The following is a 19,464-nucleotide window of genomic DNA, read 5'->3' as shown; positions in this document are numbered from 1 at the left end:
GCTATCGGCCGTCGAACGTCCGTACTTTAGCCCCGTCTTGTCCGGATTTGTCGACGAACGTGTAACAGGCGTTAGCAAGGCCATGGCCTGAGGGAATCACCGCGTCATGAACCAGAACGCACCCCTCCCCCTCGCCCACCTCACCGCCAGCCGCCCCCGCGTGCTGACCCTCGCGCAGCTGCGCGAGCACGGAGTCAGCGCCGCCGAGGCCGCCGGCCGGCCGTGGCAGCAGGTGCTGCCCGGGGTGTTCCTGCTGCACACCGGACCCGCGACGAGCGAGGAGCGCCTCCACGCCGCCCTCCTGTACGCGGGCCGGCGCGGCAACGGCGAGGCCATGATCACCGGGCTGGCCGCGCTCGCGCTCTACCGCTTCTCCTCCACCCCCGCCCTGCTCTCCCTCGCGCACATCGACGTCCTCGTCCCGAACACCCGCCGGCTGCGCTCGACCGGCGACGTGCGCATCGTGCGCGCCCACACCCCGCCCCGCGCACTGGAGGTCACCGGGGTGCCCGTGGCACCGGTGGCGCGGGCCGTCGCCGACGCCGTCGCCCAGCTCGACGACGCCGACGCGGTGCGCCGCGTCCTCAGCGAGGCCGTCCGCGGCGGCCACTGCGAACCGGCCGCCGTCGTAAGGGAGCTGACGGTGGCCCGGCTGCTGAACCGGCCGCACGTGGTCGAGGCCGTCGAGGCCCTGCTCGCCGAGGGCCGGGCCATCGCGGAGGAGCGGCTGTACCAGCTCGTACGGGGCTACGAGCTCCCCGAGCCGGTCTGGAACGTGGACCTGCGGCTGCCCGGCGGCCCGCACCTGGGCGGGGTGGACGCGTACTGGCCCGAGCAGGCCGTGGCCGTCGAGATCGACACCCGGGCCCCGCGCCAGGGCGAGGACGAGGACTGGGCCGAGACCGTCCGCAAGCGCGACGCCCTGGAGCGGCTCGGGGTGACCGTCCTCCACCTCACCCCGCGCAAGCTGCGCGACTGGCCCGAGCAGCAGGCCGCGGTCGTCCGGACCGCCCTGACCGCGGCCTGCGACCGCGAGCCCGCCGCCTACCTCGTCGTCCTGCCCCGGTGAGGCCGGTCGGCCGCCCCACCGGGAAGAACCGCCGGGTTCGCCGGGACGGCCGGGTTCGCCGGGGAGTACTCCGGGGCGCTCCACAGCAGCCGCCCCGGATGCAGGCTCTCCACCACCGACTCCACCCGGAACCGAACGCTACGGCCCCCGTCGGCCCCGAACTCGGTCCGGGCCCGCCCGCTCAGCTGCAGCAGCCCGCCGCCCTCCCAGTCGGGGAAGAGCAGCCCGGCCCGGTCGTCGACGGCCAGGTTGCCCAGGGTCAGGAACATCGCGTTGCCCGGATAGTCCGGCCAGCGCAGGCCGGTGGGCGAGAGCACCTCCACGAAGCCCGGCATCCCGCCCCGGTGGCTCGCGTCGGCCCCGCCCGCGCCGGCGGTGGTGGCCACGAAGAAGGTGTCGGCGGCGCGCACGGCCCGCTCCTGGTCCGGGGTGAGTGCCGAGGAGCGCCGTACGACCCCGGGCCCGTCGGCCGCCAGGGACAGCGGCTGCCGCTTCTGCAGGTACTTCGGGCAGTTGGAGAAGACCTCCTCGGCCGCCACCGCGAAGCCCCCGGGGGTCACGGCGAGGGTGCCGTTGAGCCGCATCCGGCGCCGGGTGCGCGGGTCGAGGGCGATCGTGCCGACCCGGGTGCCGTCGGCGGCCAGCGCCCCGGCGAGCGGGTCCCCGTCCGGCAGGCCGCCGCGGACCGCGATCCGGTCCGGTCCGGTGGCCCGTGCGAACCCGGGCGCGCCCGTGAGCAGCGAGGCCCACAGCCGCCCCGCGCCGTCGGCGGCGCCGACGACGAGGTGGGGCTGGAGGGCGAGGAAGGCGGCCGCCACGTCCCGGATGCCCGGGCCGATGGAGCGGCCGACGTGCTCGGCGAGCTCGCGGACGCCGACCCGCTCCTGGACGGCCAGCGAGCCCTGGTGGTACCGGTCCATGACGACTCCCCTTCCCTGAGGGCCTAGAAGAACCCGCAGGTCGGAGCATCTGCGGTCGGGGCGGGAGCGCCCTCGGCGCCGGTCGGCACGGAGATCTCCAGCCGGGTGCCGTCCGGGTCGTGGAAGAAGATCCCGCCGGATGTGGCGCCCTCGCGGTGGGCGACGACGCCCTCGTAGGCGAAGTCGACGCCCAGGCCGCGCAGCCGCTCCTCGTACGCCCGGACCTCCTCGATGGCGCCGGCGGAGAACGCGAGGTGGTGCAGTCCGGCCGCCCGCGGCGCGTACCGGTCGTCCGCCTGCTGCCAGAGGGTGAGGACGAGCTCCCCGTCGCGGCCGAGGAAGGCGAAGCGGCGGCCGTCCTCCTTGCCCTCCCCGAGGAGATCGAAGCCCAGGGCGTCGCGGTAGAAGGCGAGCGAGCGGTCCAGATCGGTGACGTTGAGGCCGACGTGGCCCGTGCGGAGCGTGCTGACGGCAGTGGTCATGAGGGTTCCCTTTCCCGGGGCGTTCCGGCATTTCTAACCTTCTAAATCGAGATTAAGGGTTAGGGATCCGGGCGTCAACCGGTCACGTACCCTTGAGGGGTTAGCGGCGCGAGGAGGCGGACATGACGGCAGTACCGACGACGGACCCCCGTCCGCTCATCGGGGAGCCGATCGCCCTCGACCTGCTGAACACGCGGTGGATGCGGGAGGGCGAGCTCACCGACCTCTTCGCCGGGGCCTTCGGGCTGAGCCGGCTGGAGGGGCTGGCCCTGTGGCTGGAGAGCACGGGCCTGGCCGGGCGCTTCCGCGCCGACAAGTCGACCCTGGTCCACCTGCTCACCGCGCGCGAGGCGCTGGCCCGCGCCGTCGCGGACCCGGCCGACGCCTCCGCCCGCGAGCTGATCGACGCCGTGCTGGAGCACGGCCGCATCCGGGCCACCCTGACCGCCGAAGGCCCCGGCGAGCGCGCCGAGTTCGACGACCCCTCCTGGGGGCCGGCCTGGACCGCGGCCCGGGACTACCTCGGCCTGCTGGGCTCGGCGCCGGACCGGATCCGCAAGTGCGCCTCCGAGACGTGCGTGCTGCACTTCCACGACAGCTCGCGCAACGGCACCCGGCGCTGGTGCTCGATGGCCGTCTGCGGAAACCGCGCCAAGGCCTCGCGCCACTACGCGCGCACGCGCGAGCGCTGAAGGAACGGAATCTGTCACACCCGGGGTGAGACCCGGCCCCGACACACCCCCGTCACACGGCCTGTAAGTCGATAAATCCACTACCTGACCGACGCGAGTCGCCCGGGCTTGCCCCGACATGTTCCCGATGGCGGAAACTCCGCCCTGGCGAGTGTCCGCCATGTCAGGTCTCGGTCAATGACAACCCTCCCCAAACAGCTGTCACTTGCGCAAAGCTGACCGGTCATCCGGCACCGAAATCCGGACCGTATCGATCTCTAGCCAGGGATGCTGATGACCCTCGAATCCCCCAGCACCACCGGGGCCATACCCGGCGCCCGGCGCGCGGCGCGCGTCGCGGCGGCCGCGGGCCTGGTGGCCGCGCTCTGCGCCACCGGCGCCGTACCCGTCTTCGCGGCGACCGGCGACAACCCGTCGGCCCCGGCCCCGGCCAAGTCGGCCGACCAGAAGCTCGGTTCGGCGGACGCCGAACTGCTCCAGGAGGCCAAGGCCAAGGGTGACGCGACCGTCACCGTCATGGTCGCGACCGCGCCGGGCCAGACCAAGCAGGTCTCGGACCAGCTGCACGCCGTCCAGGGTGCTTCGGTGGGCCAGACGTACGACAAGCTCGGCTACGTCCGCGCCACCCTCCCGACCGACAAGGCGGAGGCGGCGCTGAAGGCGGCCGCCAAGCTGGAGTCGGTGCACGGCATGGACCTCAAGCAGGAGATCCAGCTGCCGGACCCGCGCCCCGATTCGGGCAAGGACGGCGCCGGCAAGAAGACCGCCGCCGAGACCTACCCCGGTCCGGACAAGAACACCCCGGCGAAGAACCCGTACAACCCGTCCTTCGAGACCGGTGCGGTGGACTTCGTCCAGAAGAACCCGCAGGCCGACGGCCGCGGCGTCACCATCGGCATCCTGGACTCCGGCGTCGACATCGCCCACCCGGCGCTGCAGAAGACCACCACCGGCGAGCGCAAGATCGTCGACTGGGTCACCGCGACCGACCCGATCCTGGACAACGACGCCACCTGGCGCCCCCAGGTCACCCCGGTCACCTCCACCGGCGGCTCCTTCACCGCGGGCGGCCAGAGCTGGAAGGCCCCCGAGGGCACCTTCCAGTGGAGCCGCTTCAGCGAGTCGATCACCGCCACCGGTGACATGAAGGGCGACGTCAACCGGGACGGCGACACCACCGACAAGTTCGGCATGCTGTACGACCCGGTGGCCGGCACCGTCCGCGTGGACACCGACCAGGACGGCGACTTCACCAACAACGAGCCGATGAAGCCGTACAAGGACGGCTACCAGATCGGCTACTTCGGCACGGACAACCCGGCCACGGACGTCGCCGAGCGGATCCCCTTCGTGATCCAGATCCGCAAGGACGTCCCGATGGACCCGTTCGGCGGGGACTGGGTCGGCAAGAAGGCCGACTTCGTCAACATCGGCATCATCGAGTCCGAGCACGGCACGCACGTCGCGGGCATCACCGCCGCCAACAGCCTCTTCGGCGGCAAGATGAACGGCGAGGCGCCCGGCGCCAAGATCGTCTCCTCGCGCGCCTGCTCCTGGTCCGGCGGCTGCACCAACATCGCGCTGACCGAGGGCATGATCGACCTCGTCGTCAACCGCGGCGTCGACATCGTCAACATGTCGATCGGTGGTCTCCCGGCGCTGAACGACGGCAACAACGCCCGTTCCGAGCTGTACAAGAACCTCATCGACACCTACGGCGTCCAGCTCGTCATCTCGGCGGGCAACGAGGGCCCCGGTGTCAACACCATCGGCGACCCCGGTCTCGCCGACAAGGTCGTCTCGGTGGGCGCCGCGGTCTCCAAGGAGACCTGGGCCGCCAACTACGGCTCCGGCGTGACCAAGAAGTACGACATGTTCCCCTTCTCCTCGCGCGGTCCGCGTGAGGACGGCGGGTTCACGCCGACCATCACCGCCCCCGGCGCGGCCATCAACACCACCCAGACCTGGCTGCCCGGCAGCCCGGTCAAGGAGGCGGGCTACAACCTGCCGGCCGGCTACTCGATGCTCCAGGGCACCTCGATGTCCTCGCCGCAGGCGGCGGGCGCCAGCGCCCTGCTGATCTCGGCCGCCAAGCAGGCGAAGATCGCCCTGCCCCCGGCCAACCTGCGCGTGGCGCTGACCAGCACCGCGAAGAAGATCGACGACGTCCCGGCGCACGCCCAGGGCGCGGGTCTCATCGACATCAACAAGGCGTGGGAGTCCATCCAGCGCGGCGCCAAGGCCAACGAGTTCACGGTCAAGGCCCCCGTCGACACCGCGCTCGACCAGTTCCTGAAGACCCCGGGCTTCGGCACCGGCCTCTACGACCGCGAGGGCGGCCTGAAGGTCGGCCAGAAGAAGGTCTACGACGTCGTCGTCACCCGCACCACCGGCCCGAAGTACGGCACCCGCCACAACCTGAGCTGGCGCAACAACGACGGCACCTTCAAGGTCGTCGGCGGTGGCGGCTACGACTACGTCACCCTGCCGCTGAACAAGCCCGTCACCATCAAGGTCGAGGCCAACGTCAAGTCGGCCGGCGTCCACAGCGGCATCCTGCAGCTCGACGACCCGACCACCGAGGGCATCGACAAGCAGATCCTGGCCACGGTCGTCGCCTCCACCCCGCTGGCGCAGCCGTCGTTCGCGCTCTCGGCCACCTCCTCGGTGCAGCGCAACAGCCACAAGTCGTACTTCGTGACGGTCCCGCAGGGCGCCAAGACCCTTGAGGTCGCGCTCGGCGGTCTCGCCGCGGGCAGCCAGACGCGCTTCATCTCGATCCACCCGTACGGCACGGGCGTCGAGGACAGCGCCACCACCCAGTGCTACCCGAACTACGACAACCCGGCCAACAAGTGCCGCCCCGACCTGCGCTCCTACGACAACCCGCAGCCGGGCGTCTGGGAGATCGAGGTCGAGTCGCGCCGTACGTCGCCGCTGCTGGACAACCCGTTCAAGCTGGACGTCTCCGTCCTCGGCGCGGGCTTCGACCCGGCGGTCAAGGTCCTCCCCGAGGTCAAGCAGGGCACCCCGGCCCCGGTCCAGTGGACCGTGAAGAACACCGGCGCGGCCATCTCCGGCGGCAAGCTCCAGGGCGGCCCGCTCGGCTCCGCGAAGGTCGACAAGCCGACCATCGCCGCCGGCGAGACCAAGACCACCGAGGTCACCGTCGGTGAGGGCGTCTCCCGTCTGGACGTGGCGATCAACCACACCTCCGACGCCGGCGCCGACCTCGACCTCGAGGTCTACAAGGACGGCGTGAAGGTCGCCTCCTCGGCCGACGGCGACTCCGACGAGTCCGTGAGCATCGACAAGCCCGCCGCCGGCACCTACACCGTCAAGGTCATCGGCTACGCGGTCCCGTCCGGCTCCACCACGTACGACTACCGCGACGTCTACTTCTCGTCCGGCCTGGGCACCGTCCAGGTCGACGAGGCCGCCGCGGTCAACCTCGCCAACGGCGCCTCCGCGCAGGTCTCGGCGAACGTCCTGGTCTCCAGCGCGGCCCCCGAGGGCCGTCAGTTCTTCGGCCAGGTCCAGCTGCTCAACGGCCGCGGCACCGCCGCCGGCACCGGCAGCGTGCAGATCGACAAGGTCACCCCGTAAGGGCGTGAGCTGAAGGCATGACGAAGGGGCGGGTGCTCGACGAGCACCCGCCCCTTCCGCATGTCCCCCCTCGGGCCCGCTGCGTCACTTCCCCAGCGGGCTCAGGTCCTGGGCGTAGGTGCCCACCGCGTACGCGATCACGTCCAGGTTGGTGTCGAACGCCTTGAGGTCGAGGTTCTTCAGGGTGTCCCCCGCCCCGTGGTAGTTCGGGTCGTACGGGGCCCCGGCCGTGCCGCCGTACCGCTTGGCCTGCTCGGCGGTCTTGACGCCCTCGGCTCCGGTGAAGGTTCCGCCCGCCGGGATGCCGTTCTCGATGAACGGGCCGTAGTCGGAGCGGCCGTCGAAGTCGCTGCCCTCGTGCGGCTTGCCCTTGCGGTCCAGGAAGCCGTTGATCAGCGACTCGATCTGCGCCGAGCCGGCGGGGCCGGCGCCCGCGCCCGTCTTGTCCGAGTCGTCGCCGTCGTAGACGAACTGCACCGGGTTCGGCGAGGCGATCATGTCGAAGTTCAGGTAGAGGGCGATGTCCTTCTTCTGCTTCTCGGACAGCTGCGCCACGTAGTGCTCGGAGCCCAGCAGGCCCAGCTCCTCCGCCGACCACCAGGCGAAGCGCACCTTGTTGGCGGGACCCCTGCCCTTCCTGTCGGCGCCCTCGTCGGCGAGCTTGAGGGCCACCTCCAGCAGGCCGGCCGAGCCGGAGCCGTTGTCGTTGATGCCGGGGCCCTCGGGGACGGAGTCCAGGTGCGCGCCGACCGCGACCACGCGGTCGGCGCGGCCCCCCTTGGTCTCGGCGATCACGTTGCGGGTGGTCTTCTTGACGTGCTCCTGGTCCAGGTCCAGGCGCACCGTCACCTCCCCCTCGGCGGCGGCCGCGGCCAGGGCCTCGCCGTCGGCCAGGCTGATGCCCGCGCTGGGGATGGTCCCCTCGGAGGGGGAGGAGAACCCGCCGCGGACGGGGGTGGTGCCGCTGTGGTTGTAGACGATCACACCGGCCGCCCCGGCCGCGGCGGCGGCCCGCTGCTTCTCCACGAAGGTGCACGCACCCCGCTTGACCAGGGCGATCTTCCCGGTGAAGGCGCCGGCCGGGTAGTCGTCGGCGGTGCAGCCGGGGGTGTCGTCGACCCGGGCGAGGGCCAGCGGGGCGGTCAGGCCGCCGGCCGGGGTGGACCTGGTGAAGGTGAAGGCGGCGGTGGCCAGCTCGCGCGGCCGGTCGCCGAGGACGGTGGTCTTCTCCGTCTTCGTGTGCGCCTCGTAGATGTCGAAGTCCTGGTACGCGACGTCGTAGCCGGCCTTCTTCAGGGTGTCGTGCACGTAGGCGGCGGACGCGGCGTGGCCGGGCGTGCCCGCGGCACGGTTGCCGCCGTTGGCGTCGGCGATCTGCTGGAACTTCGCCAGGTGGCGGTAGGCCCCGCGCGCGGTGACCTCCTCGACCAGCTCCTTGGCGAGCCGGCCCTCGCGCGGATGGGCGGACGCCGGAGCGGCGGCCAGCAGGACGGGTGCGGCGACGGCGGCGGCCGCGAGGGCGGCCAGGGCCGGTATGGACCGGCGGCGGTGGCGGATGGTCCGCATGGTGGTCTTCCCCCCGGGATGGGCGTTCCGGTCTCCGGTGTTCCGGTTTCCGGTGGTTCGGCTCCTGGTGCGCCGCGTTCGGATAACGATCACGGCTGAACGGACGCTAACCGCCCCCGACCAGGCAAAACGGACCTTCGGCCGCCCTGAAACACGGCCGTCACGGACTCGTCACCGGGGTTCACGGGCCCGACACTGTCCGCACCTCGGACAATGGATTGGACAAGCCTCGTGGGGTCGAACGCATGATGGCTTCACGCGCGCCCGCGTCCACGTATCGAAGGAGTCACCGTGAGGGTCGGAATCGTCGGAGCCACCGGACAGGTCGGCGGAGTCATGCGCAGCATCCTCGCCGAGCGGAAGTTCCCGGTCGACGAGCTGCGGCTCTTCGCCTCGGCCCGGTCCGCCGGCACGACCCTGGAGTGGCAGGGCCGCGAGATCACCATCGAGGACGCTTCCACGGCCGACTACTCCGGCCTGGACATCGTGCTGTTCTCCGCGGGCGGCGCGACCTCCAGGGCCCTCGCCGAGAAGGTCGCCTCCCAGGGCGCCGTCGTGATCGACAACTCCTCCGCCTGGCGCAGCCACCCCGAGGTCCCCCTCGTGGTCTCCGAGGTGAACCCGCACGCGATCAAGAACCGCCCCAAGGGCATCATCGCGAACCCGAACTGCACCACCATGGCCGCGATGCCCGTCCTGCGCCCCCTCCACGACGAGGCCGGCCTGACCGCGCTCGTCGCCACCACCTACCAGGCCGTCTCCGGCTCCGGCCTGGCCGGCGTGGCCGAGCTCAAGGGCCAGGCCTGCGCCGTCTCCGAGGCCGCCGACCAGCTGACCTTCGACGGCGACGCGGTGGAGTTCCCCGAGCCGGCCGTCTACAAGCGCCCGATCGCCTACAACGTGGTCCCGCTCGCGGGCAACCTGGTCGACGACGGCAGCTTCGAGACCGACGAGGAGCAGAAGCTCCGCAACGAGTCCCGCAAGATCCTGGAGATCCCCGGGCTCAAGGTCTCCGGCACCTGCGTGCGCGTCCCCGTCTTCTCGGGCCACTCCCTCCAGGTCAACGCCCGCTTCGAGCGCCCGATCGGCGTCGAGCGCGCCTACGAGCTGCTGAAGGACGCCCCGGGCGTCGAGCTGTCCGAGATCCCGACCCCCCTCCAGGCCGCCGGCAAGGACGCCTCGTACGTGGGCCGCATCCGGGTGGACGAGACGGTCGACAACGGCCTCGCGCTGTTCCTCTCCAACGACAACCTCCGCAAGGGCGCGGCGCTGAACGCGGTGCAGATCGCGGAGCTCGTGGCCGAGGAGCTGCGCGGCTGACCGCCGCCACTGCGGTCGGAAGGGGCGGTGCCGTCGCGGCGCCGCCCCTTCCGCGCGTCCGCCCGTGTTCGCCTCTGGATTACTCCCGCCCGGTGGAGCGGCCCGCATGGAAGGATGACGGGGCAACGTCACCATCAAAGGAGATGAACGCGTGCCTGGCACGAATCTCACCCGTGAAGAGGCTCAGCAGCGGGCGAAGCTGCTCACCGTCGACTCGTACGAGATCGAGCTCGATCTCAGCGGCGCGCAGGAGGGCGGCACCTTCCGGTCCGCGACCACCGTGCGCTTCCGGTCGGCCGAGGCAGGGGCCGGGACCTTCATCGACCTGGTCGCGCCGGCCGTGCACGAGGTCGTGCTGAACGGCACGGCCCTGGACGCCGCCGCCGTCTTCGACGACTCGCGGATCGCCCTGGACGGCCTCGCCGCCGGGGCCAACGAGCTCCGCGTCGTCGCGGACTGCGCCTACACCAACACCGGCGAGGGCCTGCACCGCTTCGTCGACCCGGTCGACCAGCAGGCTTACCTGTACACCCAGTTCGAGGTGCCGGACGCGCGGCGGGTCTTCGCCAGCTTCGAGCAGCCCGACCTGAAGGCGACGTTCCAGTTCACCGTGACGGCCCCCGAGGGCTGGACGGTCATCTCGAACTCCCCGACGCCGGAGCCCAAGGACCGGGTGTGGTCCTTCGAGCCGACGCCGCGCATCTCCTCGTACATCACCGCCCTGATCGTGGGCCCGTACCACGCGGTGCACAGCTCCTACGAGGGCAAGGACGGCCAGGTCGTCCCGCTCGGCATCTACTGCCGCCCCTCGCTGGCCGAGTTCCTCGACGCGGACGCGATCTTCGACGTGACCCGGCAGGGCTTCGACTGGTTCCAGGAGAAGTTCGCGTACGACTACCCGTTCGCCAAGTACGACCAGCTCTTCGTACCGGAGTTCAACGCGGGCGCGATGGAGAACGCGGGCGCGGTCACCATCCGCGACCAGTACGTCTTCCGGTCGAAGGTGACGGACGCGGCGTACGAGGTGCGCGCCGAGACCATCCTGCACGAGCTCGCGCACATGTGGTTCGGCGACCTGGTCACCATGGAGTGGTGGAACGACCTGTGGCTGAACGAGTCGTTCGCCACGTACACCTCGATCGCCTGCCAGGCCTACGCCGAGGGCTCGAAGTGGCCGCACGCCTGGACCACGTTCGCGAACTCCATGAAGACCTGGGCGTACCGGCAGGACCAGCTGCCGTCCACGCACCCGATCATGGCCGACATCCGCGACCTGGACGACGTCCTGGTCAACTTCGACGGCATCACGTACGCCAAGGGCGCCTCGGTGCTCAAGCAGCTCGTCGCGTACGTCGGCATGGACGCCTTCTTCAAGGGCGTGCAGGCGTACTTCAAGGCGCACGCGTTCGGCAACACGCGCCTGTCGGACCTGCTGGGCGCCCTGGAGGAGACCTCGGGCCGCGACCTGACCGCCTGGTCGAAGGCGTGGCTGGAGACGGCCGGCATCAACGTGCTGCGGCCGGAGGTCGAGACGGACGCCGACGGCGTCGTCTCCTCCTTCGCCGTACGGCAGGAGGCCCCGGCCCTGCCGGCCGGCGCCAAGGGCGAGCCGGTGCTGCGGCCGCACCGCATCGCGATCGGCCTGTACGACCTGGACGGCGGGAAGCTGGTCCGTACGGACCGGATCGAGCTGGACATCGACGGCGAGCTGACGGCCGTCCCGGAGCTGGTCGGGCGCGCCCGTCCGGCGGTCGTCCTGCTCAACGACGACGACCTCTCGTACGCCAAGGTCCGCCTGGACGAGGTCTCGCTGGCCAACGTCACCGCGCACCTGGGCGACTTCACCGAGTCGCTGCCGCGGGCGCTGTGCTGGGCGTCGGCGTGGGACATGACGCGTGACGGCGAACTGGCGACGCGCGACTACCTGGCGCTGGTGCTGTCCGGCATCGGCAAGGAGTCGGACATCGGCGTGGTGCAGTCCCTGCACCGCCAGGTGAAGCTGGCCATCGACCTGTACGCCGACCCGGCGTGGCGGGAGCAGGGCCTGGCCGCCTGGACCGTGGCCACGCTGGAGCACCTGCGCGCGGCCGAGCCGGGCAGCGACCACCAGCTGGCTTGGGCGCGCGCCTTCGCGGCGACGGCGCGCACCGGGGAGCAGCTCGACCTGCTGGGCGCGCTGCTGTCCGGTGCCGAGACGGTCGAGGGCCTGGTCGTGGACACCGAGCTGCGCTGGGCGTTCCTGGAGCGGCTCGCCGCGACGGGGCGCGCGGACGAGGCCGAGATCGCGGCGGAGCTGGAGCGGGACGCGACGGCGGCCGGCGAGCGCCACGCGGAGACGGCGCGGGCCGCGCGTCCGACGGCGGAGGCCAAGGCCGAGGCCTGGGCCGCCGTGGTGGACTCCGCCGACCTGCCGAACGCGGTGCAGGAGGCCGTGATCGGCGGCTTCGTCCAGACCGACCAGCGCGAGCTGCTCGCGCCGTACGCGGAGAAGTACTTCGCGGTGGTCAAGGGCATCTGGGAGAGCCGCAGCCACGAGATCGCGCAGCAGATCGCGGTGGGCCTGTACCCGACGCTCCAGGTGTCCGCGCAGACCCTGGCGGCGACGGACGCCTGGATGGCCTCGGCCGAGCCGAACGCGGCCCTGCGTCGCCTGGTGTCGGAGTCCCGCTCGGGCGTCGAGCGCGCCCTGAAGGCCCAGGCCGCAGACGCGGCTGCGGGGGCCTGACCCTTCGACCCCCGGCCCCGCCTCCTCCCTGTGGGGGGCGGGGCCGGGGGTTTCGTGCTTTCTCGGCGCTGGGTGCGGGCCCGCCATCACCCCCGCGAGGGGTCGGGGGCGGATCGGCGCCTACCCACCCGCCTCCCCGGGTGCGGGCCGGTGGGGCCGTGGGCGGCGCCCCGCAGGGCGCGACCTGAACGTCAGACCGGAACCGGGGAAGGCGGTACCTCGGCCGGGCGGTCTGGGGAGGGCTTGGGGGTTTCCCGTCAGTCTCATCCTCCTTCCGCCTCGGGCCGCCCTTACGCGCCGGATCGCTACGCACTGCCCAGGTCCCGGCGTCTGCGCCCCGTCCGGGGCTGGTCATAGGCGGGCTCGACGTTGGCGACGGCGGTGGTGAATTCGCGGCCGGACGCGTTACGGATGTAGGCCAGTTCCATCCAGCGCTCGATGCCGGTGTCCGACACGTTCTCGTTGATCACGGCCATCAACACGCCCTCGACGCCGGAGGAGGCGGTGGGGGACGTACTCGTACGTCCCACTCATCGTCCGGCTCCGTCCGCTCGGGTGCACTGCGCAGGAACCTCGCCCACCCAGCCGCCGCCCGCCCCACCCCCGGTCCCGCCCCACCCCACGTTGCCGCCCCACCCCCGGTCCCGCCCCACCGGCACGTGCCGCCCGGGCTGGTACCGCCGGGAGGCCGGGCGGCGGATAACGGCCGAGGCCCGCCGAACCGCGGCCGAACGCCTCAGGGGCGGGTGGAGGCGGTGGTTCGGAGGGCCTGTAGGACCCGGGAGATGGTCGGGGAGGTTTCCGCGCCGCGTCGGAGGGCCGCCACGACGTGGCGGGTCGGGCGGTCGTGGGGGAGGACGCGCAGGGCGACGCCCGTCGCGCGGGCCGAGACCATGCGGGGGACGAGGGCCACGCCCATGCCCGCCTCCACCATCGCCAGGATCGCGGTCCAGCCCGACGCCGAGTGCGCCTGCTGCGGGAGGAAGCCCGCCGCCTCGCAGGCGCTGCGGGTGATCTCCGACCAGGGGCCGCTGCCCCCGTAGATCCACCGATCGCCCGCGAGGTCGGCCAGGCGGACGAGGGAGGCGTCCGCCAGCGGGTGGTCCGGGGGGAGGGCCACGTCCAGGGGGTCTTCGAGGAGGGTGATCCGGGTGAAGCGGGCGTCGGCGGTGCCCGGGGGGTGGGCGGCCAGGGAGAGGGCCAGGTCGACGGCTCCGGTGGCGAGCAGGTCGTACGATTCCGCCGCCTCGGTCTCACGGATGTGGACCTCGATGCCCGGGTGGTCGCGCTTCAGGGCGGCCACGGCCGGGACGACCAGGGACGGGACGGCGGTGGAGAACGCGCCCACGCGGACCTCGCCGACGTCCCCCACGAGGTAGCCGGCCAGTTCGGCGTCGGCGCGTTCGAGTTGGGCGAAGACGGCTTCGGTGTGGCGCAGGACGAGGTGGGCCGCGTCGGTGAGGCGGACGCCCCGGCCCTGGGCCTCCAGCAGGGTCACGCCCAGCAGGCGTGCCAGGTTGGTCAGTTGCTGCGAAACGGCCGAGGGCGTCATGTGCAGCGCCTCGGCCGTGGCGGTCACGGTGCCCCGGTCGGCCAGGGTCCGCAGGATCCGCAGCTTCTTGATGTCCCAGTCGGTCACGGGGTGAAACTACCGGCGGGCCGCGCTGCCCAGGGCGACACCGCCCAGGATCAGTCCCATGCAGAGCAGTTGGGCCGGGCCGGTCCGCTCGCCCAGGAGGAGCAGGCCGAGGCCGGCGACGCACACCGGCTGGAGGTAGTAGACGACGCCCGCGCGGGCCGCGCCGATCAGGGAGACGGCCTTGTTCCAGGCGAAGAAGGCGACGGCGGAGGAGAAGACGCCGACGTAGAGCAGCGGGCCGATGGCGGCGGGCGTCGCCTCGAAGCCGCCCTGGACGGTGAGGGAGACGGCGTAGGCGGGGGCCAGCATCAGGGCGCCGAGCACGAAGGTGGTCAGGAGGAAGGCGAGGCCGCCGATCTCGGCGGGCTTGCGCTTGAGGAGCGCGCTGTAGGTGGCGAAGGAGAAGGCGGCGGCGAACATCCACAGGTCGCCGGCGCCGAAGTCGAAGCCCAGGGAGCCGTCACCGACGAGGAGCAGCACGCCGAAGGCCGCCAGCAGCATCCCGAAGGTGCGGCGGGTGCCGAGGCGTTCGCCGCCGAGGCGGGCGTACAGGGCCATGATGACCGGCGAAGCCGCCATGATCATGCCCATGTTGGAGGCGGAGGTGGTCAGGCCGGCCTGGTGGACGAGGGTGTTGTAGAGGGTGACGCCGAAGAGGGTGGCCAGGCTGATGTAGCCGAAGTGCCTGCGGATCAGGGCCCGCTGCTGCCAGGCCTGGCGGGCGGCGAACGGGGTGACCGCGACGGCGGCGATGATCCAGCGCCAGAAGACGGCCTGGACGGGCGGCACCGTGCCGGCCATGCCGCGGGTGGCGACGAAGCTGCCGGACCAGACGACCGTGGCCAGCAGGGCGAGGAGTACGCCGAGTCCCACGGCCCCCTTCTTCCCGCTGCTGCTCGTGGTCTGCTGCCGTTCCTCTCGAGGTGTGGTCCGGGCGCGGTCCGTGACGGCCACTTCTTGTGTCCCCTTCCGGGTGGTGGTGGGTGTGGTGGGATTACCGTCGCACCTCTGACCGTCCAGGTCCATCGAAAGATTTCGACAAGTTGGTTCAGGAGAAATGAAAGATCCCCGGGGAGGTCGGGGGCCGACCTCTCCGGGGACCGGGGCGAGGGGGTGAGGAGGGTGAGCGGGGCGAGGGTCGCGCGGCGGCCGGTGGGGTCTCAGGCAACTCGGACCTTGGGGGCTTCGACCTGCGGCGCCCCGGCCCCGGGGGCCTCCGCCTGGAGGGTCTCCGCACTGGCGGCGTCCGCACTGGCGGCGTCCGCCCTCGCGGCGCGGCCCGGGAGCTGTCCGAAGACCGTGGCGCCGAAGGCGATCACCATGCCCAGGACCTGTACGGGCGTCAGCGCCTGGCCGAGGGCGGCCCAGCCGATGACGGCGGCGGTGAGCGGGGAGAGCGGGCCGAGCAGGGTGACCGAGGTGGCGGAGAGCTTGCCGATGCCGCGGAACCAGAGGAGGTAGGCGGCGCCGGTGTTGATCAGCATCATGTAGCCGTAGCCGAGGAAGGCGTTGCCGTCGAGCGCCGGCGGGGCGCCTTCGACCAGGGCGGCGATCGGGATGATGACCAGGCCGCCCGCGGTGAGCTGCCAGCCGGTCACGGCCAGCGGGCCGACGCCCTCGGGGCGTCCCCAGCGCTTGGTCATCACGGTGCCCGCGCCCATGGAGGCCGAGGAGACGATGCCGGCGATGACGCCGACGAGGTCGAGCCGGGCCTGCGAGGTCAGTACCACCATGCTCACGCCGAGCGCGGCGACGACCGCGGCGAGCACGGTGCGCAGCCGGGCCCGCTCCCCCAGCAGGAGGGCGGCCAGTCCGACGACGAACAGCGGGCCCGCGGAGCCCAGGACCGCCGCGACGCCGCCGGGGAGGCGGTAGGCGGCGAGGAAGAGGAGCGGGAAGAAGGCGCCGATGTTGAGCGTGCCGAGGACCGCCGACTTCCACCACCAGGCGCCCTTGGGCAGGGTCCGGGCGAGGGCGACCAGCAGGAGACCGGCGGGCAGGGCCCGCATCGCGCCGGTGAAGAGCGGCCGGTCCGGCGGCAGCAGCTCACTGGCGACGAAGTAGGTCGAGCCCCAGGAGACGGGGGCGAGTGCGGTCAGGACGATCGTGGTGACACGGTTCACGGTCACTCCTCGGGCAGGGCGCGGGCGGTGGCTTGGGAGGCGACCTACCCGGGGGCCCGTCCCGGCCTCCCCGAGTAGGTCGCTCGTAAGTAGCTTAGCACTAAGCTACTTTTTAGCAAGCTACTTTCTTGTGGGCGAGCAAACGGAACGCGGATACTTGCGGGTATGACCGCACTGAAGAAGGACACCGCCCCGGACGCCGTCGACGCGATCACCGACCAGTGGTACGCGGTGCGCCCCGACCTGGACACCACGCCGATGGCCGTCTTCGGCCGGATCTACCGGATCTCCAAGGCCATGGGCGACGCGGTGGAGCGGGAGTACAACCGCCACGGGGTGTCCCGCGGGGAGTTCGACGTCATCGCCACGCTGCGGCGGTCGGGGAGCCCGTTCACGCTCTCGCCGCGCGAGCTGTCGGCCACGCTGATGCTCACCACGGGCGGTATGACCGGGCGGCTGGACAAGCTGGAGAAGGCCGGGCTGCTGACCCGCAGCCCCGACCCGCACGACCGGCGCGGGCTCCAGGTGACCCTCACCGAGCGCGGGCTGGCCCTGGTGGACGAGGCGGTCACCGCCGGCATCGAGGTGAACCGGGCCGCCCTGGCCGACTTCGCCCCCGAGGAGGTCGACGCGCTCGGCGGGCTGCTGCGCAAGCTCCTCGCCGACATGCCCTGAGGCGGCCGGCGCCGGGCGCCCCGCGTCCGGGTACGCCAAGGCGCCGGAGGTCGCCACGGGTCCGGCTCACGCCGGCTCCGCGGACCTCCGGCGCCCGGAAGTGCTGGAGTTGTGGGACCGCCCGGGGGCGGGTCAGCCCTGGTTCTGCTGCTTGCGCGACTTGTCGCCGACCATCACGAGACCCGCGATGATCAGGAAGATCACGATCGGCAGGGCCACGTACAGGCCGAGCGTCTCGCCGATGCTCAGTCCCGGGCCCGGGTCGTCGCCGTCGTCGCGGGTGAGCGCGAGGGCGGGAGACGTCATCAGCAGCATCATCAGCGCAGTTCCGGCCGAGACGGCGCCGGCGCGCAGAGCGTTCTTCTTGTCCACGGTGCAAACGTAGCGAACACCTAAAGCGGGCGCGCGCCCGGGGGTGCCGTACGGGTTCGCACGCCCTCCCGCACCGCGCCCAGCAGGGCGTTCGCCCGCGGCGAGGCCGTCAGCGCCTCCAGCGTCAGGGGCCGGCCCGCCGCGTCGGCCACCGGCAGCCGCCAGTTGGGGTACTGGTCCCAGGTGCCCGGGAGGTTCTGCGGCCGCCGGTCCCCCACCGCGTCCGGCAGCCACACGCCGACCAGCCGGGCCGGCGTGCGCAGCAGGAAGGCGTACAGGGCCCGTACGGCCTTCTCCTCGCCCTTGGCCTCCAGTCCCATCCGGTCCAGCACCCGCAGCCACTGCGCGGTGTCGGCGGCGTCCTCGGCCCGCTCCAGCTCCACGGGGCGGGTCAGCAGGCCCAGCCGGTCGCGGAGTTCGACATGGGCGCCGGCCAGTTTGGCGGCGGTGGGCGGCAGGTCGTGGGTGGTGGCGGTGGCCAGGCAGTCGGCCCGCCAGGCCCCGGGGGGCAGCGGCTGGCCGTTCCCGGACCAGTCCCGCTCGAACCAGAGCACGGAGGTGCCGAGGATCCCGCGCCGGGCCAGTGCCTCCCGTACCCGGGGCTCGACCGTGCCCAGGTCCTCGCCGACCACCACGGCTCCCGCCCGGTGGGCCTCCAGGACCAGGACCGCGAGCATCGCCTCGCCGTCGTAGGAGACGTACGTGCCCCCGGCGGGCGGGGTGCCCTCCGGGATCCACCAGAGCCGGAACAGGCCCATGACGTGGTCCACGCGCACCGCGCCCGCGTAGCGGAACACCCCGCGCAGCAGGGCCCGGAAAGGGGCGTACGCGGACTCCGCCAGGACGTCGGGCCGCCAGGGCGGCAGCCCCCAGTCCTGGCCGCGCGCATTGAAGGCGTCCGGCGGGGCGCCGACGGAGACGTGGCGGGCGTGGAAGGGGCCGAAGCGGGCGTCGGAGCCCTCGGGGTGCACGCCGACGGCCAGGTCGTGGACGATGCCGACCTCCATCCCGGCCTCCCGGGCGGCCCGCTGGGCGGCGGTCAGCTGGGTGTCCGTCAGCCAGACCAGCCAGGCGTGGAAGCCGGCCCGCGCCCCCGGGTCCTCCCCGGCGGCGGCCGCGCACCAGGCGGCGTGCCGGGCGAGCCCCTCGCCCTGGGCGGCGAGGAACGCCCGGTAGGCGGCCTCGCGGGCGGGGGTGCGCGGGACGGCGTACAGCAGTTCCAGTGCGGCCCGCTTGAGGGCCCAGACGGCGTCCCGGTCGATCAGGGCGCCCTTCTCCAGCACCTCGCGGCGCAGCTCGCCGCCCCGCGCGGCCAGTTCGGCGAGGGCCTCGCGGTCCGGGCAGGCCTCCCACTCGGGCAGGTCCTCGACGCGCAGGTGGACCGGGTCGGGGAAGCGGCGGGAGGCGGGCCGGTAGGGGGAGGGGTCGGTCGGGGTGCCGGGGACGGCCGCGTGCAGGGGGTTGACCTGGATGAACCCGGCGCCGTGGGTGCGGGCGGCCCAGCGGGCCAGTTCGGCGAGGTCGCCGAGGTCGCCCATGCCCCAGGAGCGCTCCGAGAGCAGGGAGTACAGCTGGACGAGCAGCCCGTGGGCCCGCTCCGGGGCCGCCGGGGCCCGGTCCGGGGCCACGATGAGGGTGGCCCCGGCGGTGCGGCCGTCGGGGGTCTCGGCGGTCAGCCGGTGCACCCCGAGGGGCAGGCGGGGGTCCCACGCGGCCTCTCCGGCCCCGTCCTCCAGGGTCACCCGCAGCCGGGTCCCGTCCGGCAGTCCGGCCAGGGCCGCGGGGGCGGGCTCGCCGCGCCACTGGACCAGGGTCGGCGGCAGCAGCCGCCCGGCCGCCTCCCGTTCGGCGGATTCGGCCGTCCGCCGTACGTCCTCGGGGGTGTCGACGGGGACGCCGATCCGTGCGAGCACGGTGCGGACCGTGGCCGGCGGCACCTGGACGGTGACGTCCTCGGCGGGCTGGTAGGAGGTGGCGACGCCGTGGTGGGCCGCGAGCCGGGCGAGGTCGTCCATCTGCATCCTTGGGGCTGGAAGGGGCTAGGAGATCGCCTCGCTCGTGAGCGGGGCCTCGTGCACGAGCGGGGTCTCGCTGGTCAGCGGGGCGTACGCCGCTCCGGGCAGCGGGGTCTCACTGGTCAGCGGCGCGTCCGCGCACCCGGACAACGGGGATGTGCCCGTCGGGGGCACGTCCCCGGGGCCCGACTGCACGGGCAGATGGGCGAGCGGGGCGCGGCTGCGGGCGGCGGGCGCGGTGCGGGTGGTCATGGGGGCTC

Annotated in this window: 15 protein-coding genes and 1 pseudogene; 6 read left to right on the top strand and 10 right to left on the bottom strand. The window is 72.7% G+C overall.

Annotation, left to right across the window (positions count from 1 at the left end; genetic code table 11):
• Positions 1-106: 106 nt before the first annotated feature.
• Positions 107-1,069 (top strand): hypothetical protein, encoded by a 963-nt coding sequence (locus ACIRBY_RS20105; RefSeq protein WP_403902113.1) that lies wholly within the window; start codon positions 107-109, stop codon positions 1,067-1,069.
• On the opposite strand, the gene ACIRBY_RS20100 is transcribed toward ACIRBY_RS20105, so the two are convergent.
• Together ACIRBY_RS20100 and ACIRBY_RS20095 are read right to left on the bottom strand one after the other, a co-directional pair.
• Positions 1,045-1,989, bottom strand: a complete 945-nt coding sequence (locus ACIRBY_RS20100) for a pyridoxamine 5'-phosphate oxidase family protein (protein WP_403902111.1) — start codon at positions 1,987-1,989, stop codon at positions 1,045-1,047. The two genes, ACIRBY_RS20105 and ACIRBY_RS20100, sit on opposite strands and share 25 nt — an antisense overlap.
• A gap of 23 nt (positions 1,990-2,012) precedes the next feature.
• Positions 2,013-2,471, bottom strand: a complete 459-nt coding sequence (locus ACIRBY_RS20095) for a VOC family protein (RefSeq protein ID WP_403902109.1) — start codon at positions 2,469-2,471, stop codon at positions 2,013-2,015.
• 122 nt (positions 2,472-2,593) lie between these two features.
• On the opposite strand from ACIRBY_RS20095, the gene ACIRBY_RS20090 reads away from it, so the two are divergent.
• A complete protein-coding gene (locus ACIRBY_RS20090; RefSeq protein WP_403902108.1) occupies positions 2,594-3,163 on the top strand; it encodes a CGNR zinc finger domain-containing protein in 570 nt (189 codons plus the stop codon).
• A 273-nt stretch (positions 3,164-3,436) separates the two neighbouring features.
• Positions 3,437-6,769 carry a S8 family serine peptidase gene (locus ACIRBY_RS20085; protein WP_403902107.1) on the top strand — a complete coding sequence of 1,111 codons (3,333 nt, stop codon included), beginning with the start codon at positions 3,437-3,439 and terminating at the stop codon, positions 6,767-6,769.
• An 84-nt stretch (positions 6,770-6,853) separates the two neighbouring features.
• On the opposite strand, the gene ACIRBY_RS20080 is transcribed toward ACIRBY_RS20085, so the two are convergent.
• On the bottom strand, positions 6,854-8,335 hold the full coding sequence (locus tag ACIRBY_RS20080; protein ID WP_403902106.1) for a M28 family metallopeptidase: 1,482 nt from the start codon (positions 8,333-8,335) through the stop codon (positions 6,854-6,856).
• A gap of 291 nt (positions 8,336-8,626) precedes the next feature.
• Between ACIRBY_RS20080 and ACIRBY_RS20075 the strand changes: the two genes are divergently transcribed.
• Positions 8,627-9,655 carry an aspartate-semialdehyde dehydrogenase gene (locus ACIRBY_RS20075; protein ID WP_403902105.1) on the top strand — a complete coding sequence of 343 codons (1,029 nt, stop codon included), beginning with the start codon at positions 8,627-8,629 and terminating at the stop codon, positions 9,653-9,655.
• Positions 9,656-9,806: 151 nt separating this feature from the next.
• Complete coding sequence (gene pepN, locus ACIRBY_RS20070; protein ID WP_403902103.1) at positions 9,807-12,380, top strand: aminopeptidase N; 2,574 nt, start codon at positions 9,807-9,809, stop codon at positions 12,378-12,380.
• Positions 12,381-12,685: 305 nt separating this feature from the next.
• Here the strand turns inward: pepN and ACIRBY_RS20065 are convergent.
• From ACIRBY_RS20065 to ACIRBY_RS20050, 4 genes and pseudogenes are all read right to left on the bottom strand, one after another.
• Positions 12,686-12,914, bottom strand: a pseudogene (locus tag ACIRBY_RS20065) (hypothetical protein).
• 202 nt (positions 12,915-13,116) lie between these two features.
• Entirely contained in the window at positions 13,117-14,019 is a 903-nt protein-coding gene (locus ACIRBY_RS20060) for a LysR family transcriptional regulator (RefSeq protein ID WP_403902102.1), read from the bottom strand.
• Positions 14,020-14,028: 9 nt separating this feature from the next.
• The gene (locus ACIRBY_RS20055; RefSeq protein WP_403902101.1) at positions 14,029-14,973 is read right to left on the bottom strand and encodes a DMT family transporter; all 945 of its coding nucleotides are present in this window, start codon (positions 14,971-14,973) and stop codon (positions 14,029-14,031) included.
• Positions 14,974-15,179: 206 nt separating this feature from the next.
• The gene (locus ACIRBY_RS20050) at positions 15,180-16,148 is read right to left on the bottom strand and encodes an EamA family transporter (protein ID WP_403902099.1); all 969 of its coding nucleotides are present in this window, start codon (positions 16,146-16,148) and stop codon (positions 15,180-15,182) included.
• Positions 16,149-16,307: 159 nt separating this feature from the next.
• Between ACIRBY_RS20050 and ACIRBY_RS20045 the strand changes: the two genes are divergently transcribed.
• Positions 16,308-16,817 (top strand): MarR family winged helix-turn-helix transcriptional regulator, encoded by a 510-nt coding sequence (locus ACIRBY_RS20045; protein ID WP_403902098.1) that lies wholly within the window; start codon positions 16,308-16,310, stop codon positions 16,815-16,817.
• A 132-nt stretch (positions 16,818-16,949) separates the two neighbouring features.
• On the opposite strand, the gene ACIRBY_RS20040 is transcribed toward ACIRBY_RS20045, so the two are convergent.
• From ACIRBY_RS20040 to ACIRBY_RS20030, 3 genes are read right to left on the bottom strand one after another with little or no spacing between them, the layout of a single operon-like run.
• Positions 16,950-17,189, bottom strand: coding sequence for a hypothetical protein (locus ACIRBY_RS20040; RefSeq protein WP_042814142.1), 240 nt, complete (start codon positions 17,187-17,189; stop codon positions 16,950-16,952).
• Between the two features lie 20 nt (positions 17,190-17,209).
• Positions 17,210-19,210, bottom strand: a complete 2,001-nt coding sequence (locus ACIRBY_RS20035; RefSeq protein ID WP_403902096.1) for a 4-alpha-glucanotransferase — start codon at positions 19,208-19,210, stop codon at positions 17,210-17,212.
• An 18-nt stretch (positions 19,211-19,228) separates the two neighbouring features.
• Positions 19,229-19,456 (bottom strand): hypothetical protein, encoded by a 228-nt coding sequence (locus ACIRBY_RS20030; protein ID WP_403902095.1) that lies wholly within the window; start codon positions 19,454-19,456, stop codon positions 19,229-19,231.
• Positions 19,457-19,464: the final 8 nt, after the last annotated feature.

Source organism: Streptomyces sp. NPDC096136, from assembly GCF_044763325.1.
In the GTDB taxonomy this organism is placed as follows: Bacteria; Actinomycetota; Actinomycetes; order Streptomycetales; family Streptomycetaceae; genus Streptomyces.
The sequence above is the reverse complement of the archived record's forward strand: the minus strand, read 5'-3'. Positions and strand labels throughout refer to the sequence as shown.

Coding starts and splice junctions, on each gene's coding strand:
- ACIRBY_RS20080 (WP_403902106.1), bottom strand. CDS start 8,335: ATGCGGACCATCCGCCACCGCCGCCGGTCCATACCGGCCCTGGCCGCC.
- ACIRBY_RS20085 (WP_403902107.1), top strand. CDS start 3,437: ATGACCCTCGAATCCCCCAGCACCACCGGGGCCATACCCGGCGCCCGG.
- ACIRBY_RS20105 (WP_403902113.1), top strand. CDS start 107: ATGAACCAGAACGCACCCCTCCCCCTCGCCCACCTCACCGCCAGCCGC.
- ACIRBY_RS20035 (WP_403902096.1), bottom strand. CDS start 19,210: ATGCAGATGGACGACCTCGCCCGGCTCGCGGCCCACCACGGCGTCGCC.
- ACIRBY_RS20090 (WP_403902108.1), top strand. CDS start 2,594: ATGACGGCAGTACCGACGACGGACCCCCGTCCGCTCATCGGGGAGCCG.
- ACIRBY_RS20100 (WP_403902111.1), bottom strand. CDS start 1,989: ATGGACCGGTACCACCAGGGCTCGCTGGCCGTCCAGGAGCGGGTCGGC.
- ACIRBY_RS20095 (WP_403902109.1), bottom strand. CDS start 2,471: ATGACCACTGCCGTCAGCACGCTCCGCACGGGCCACGTCGGCCTCAAC.
- ACIRBY_RS20045 (WP_403902098.1), top strand. CDS start 16,308: ATGACCGCACTGAAGAAGGACACCGCCCCGGACGCCGTCGACGCGATC.
- ACIRBY_RS20030 (WP_403902095.1), bottom strand. CDS start 19,456: ATGACCACCCGCACCGCGCCCGCCGCCCGCAGCCGCGCCCCGCTCGCC.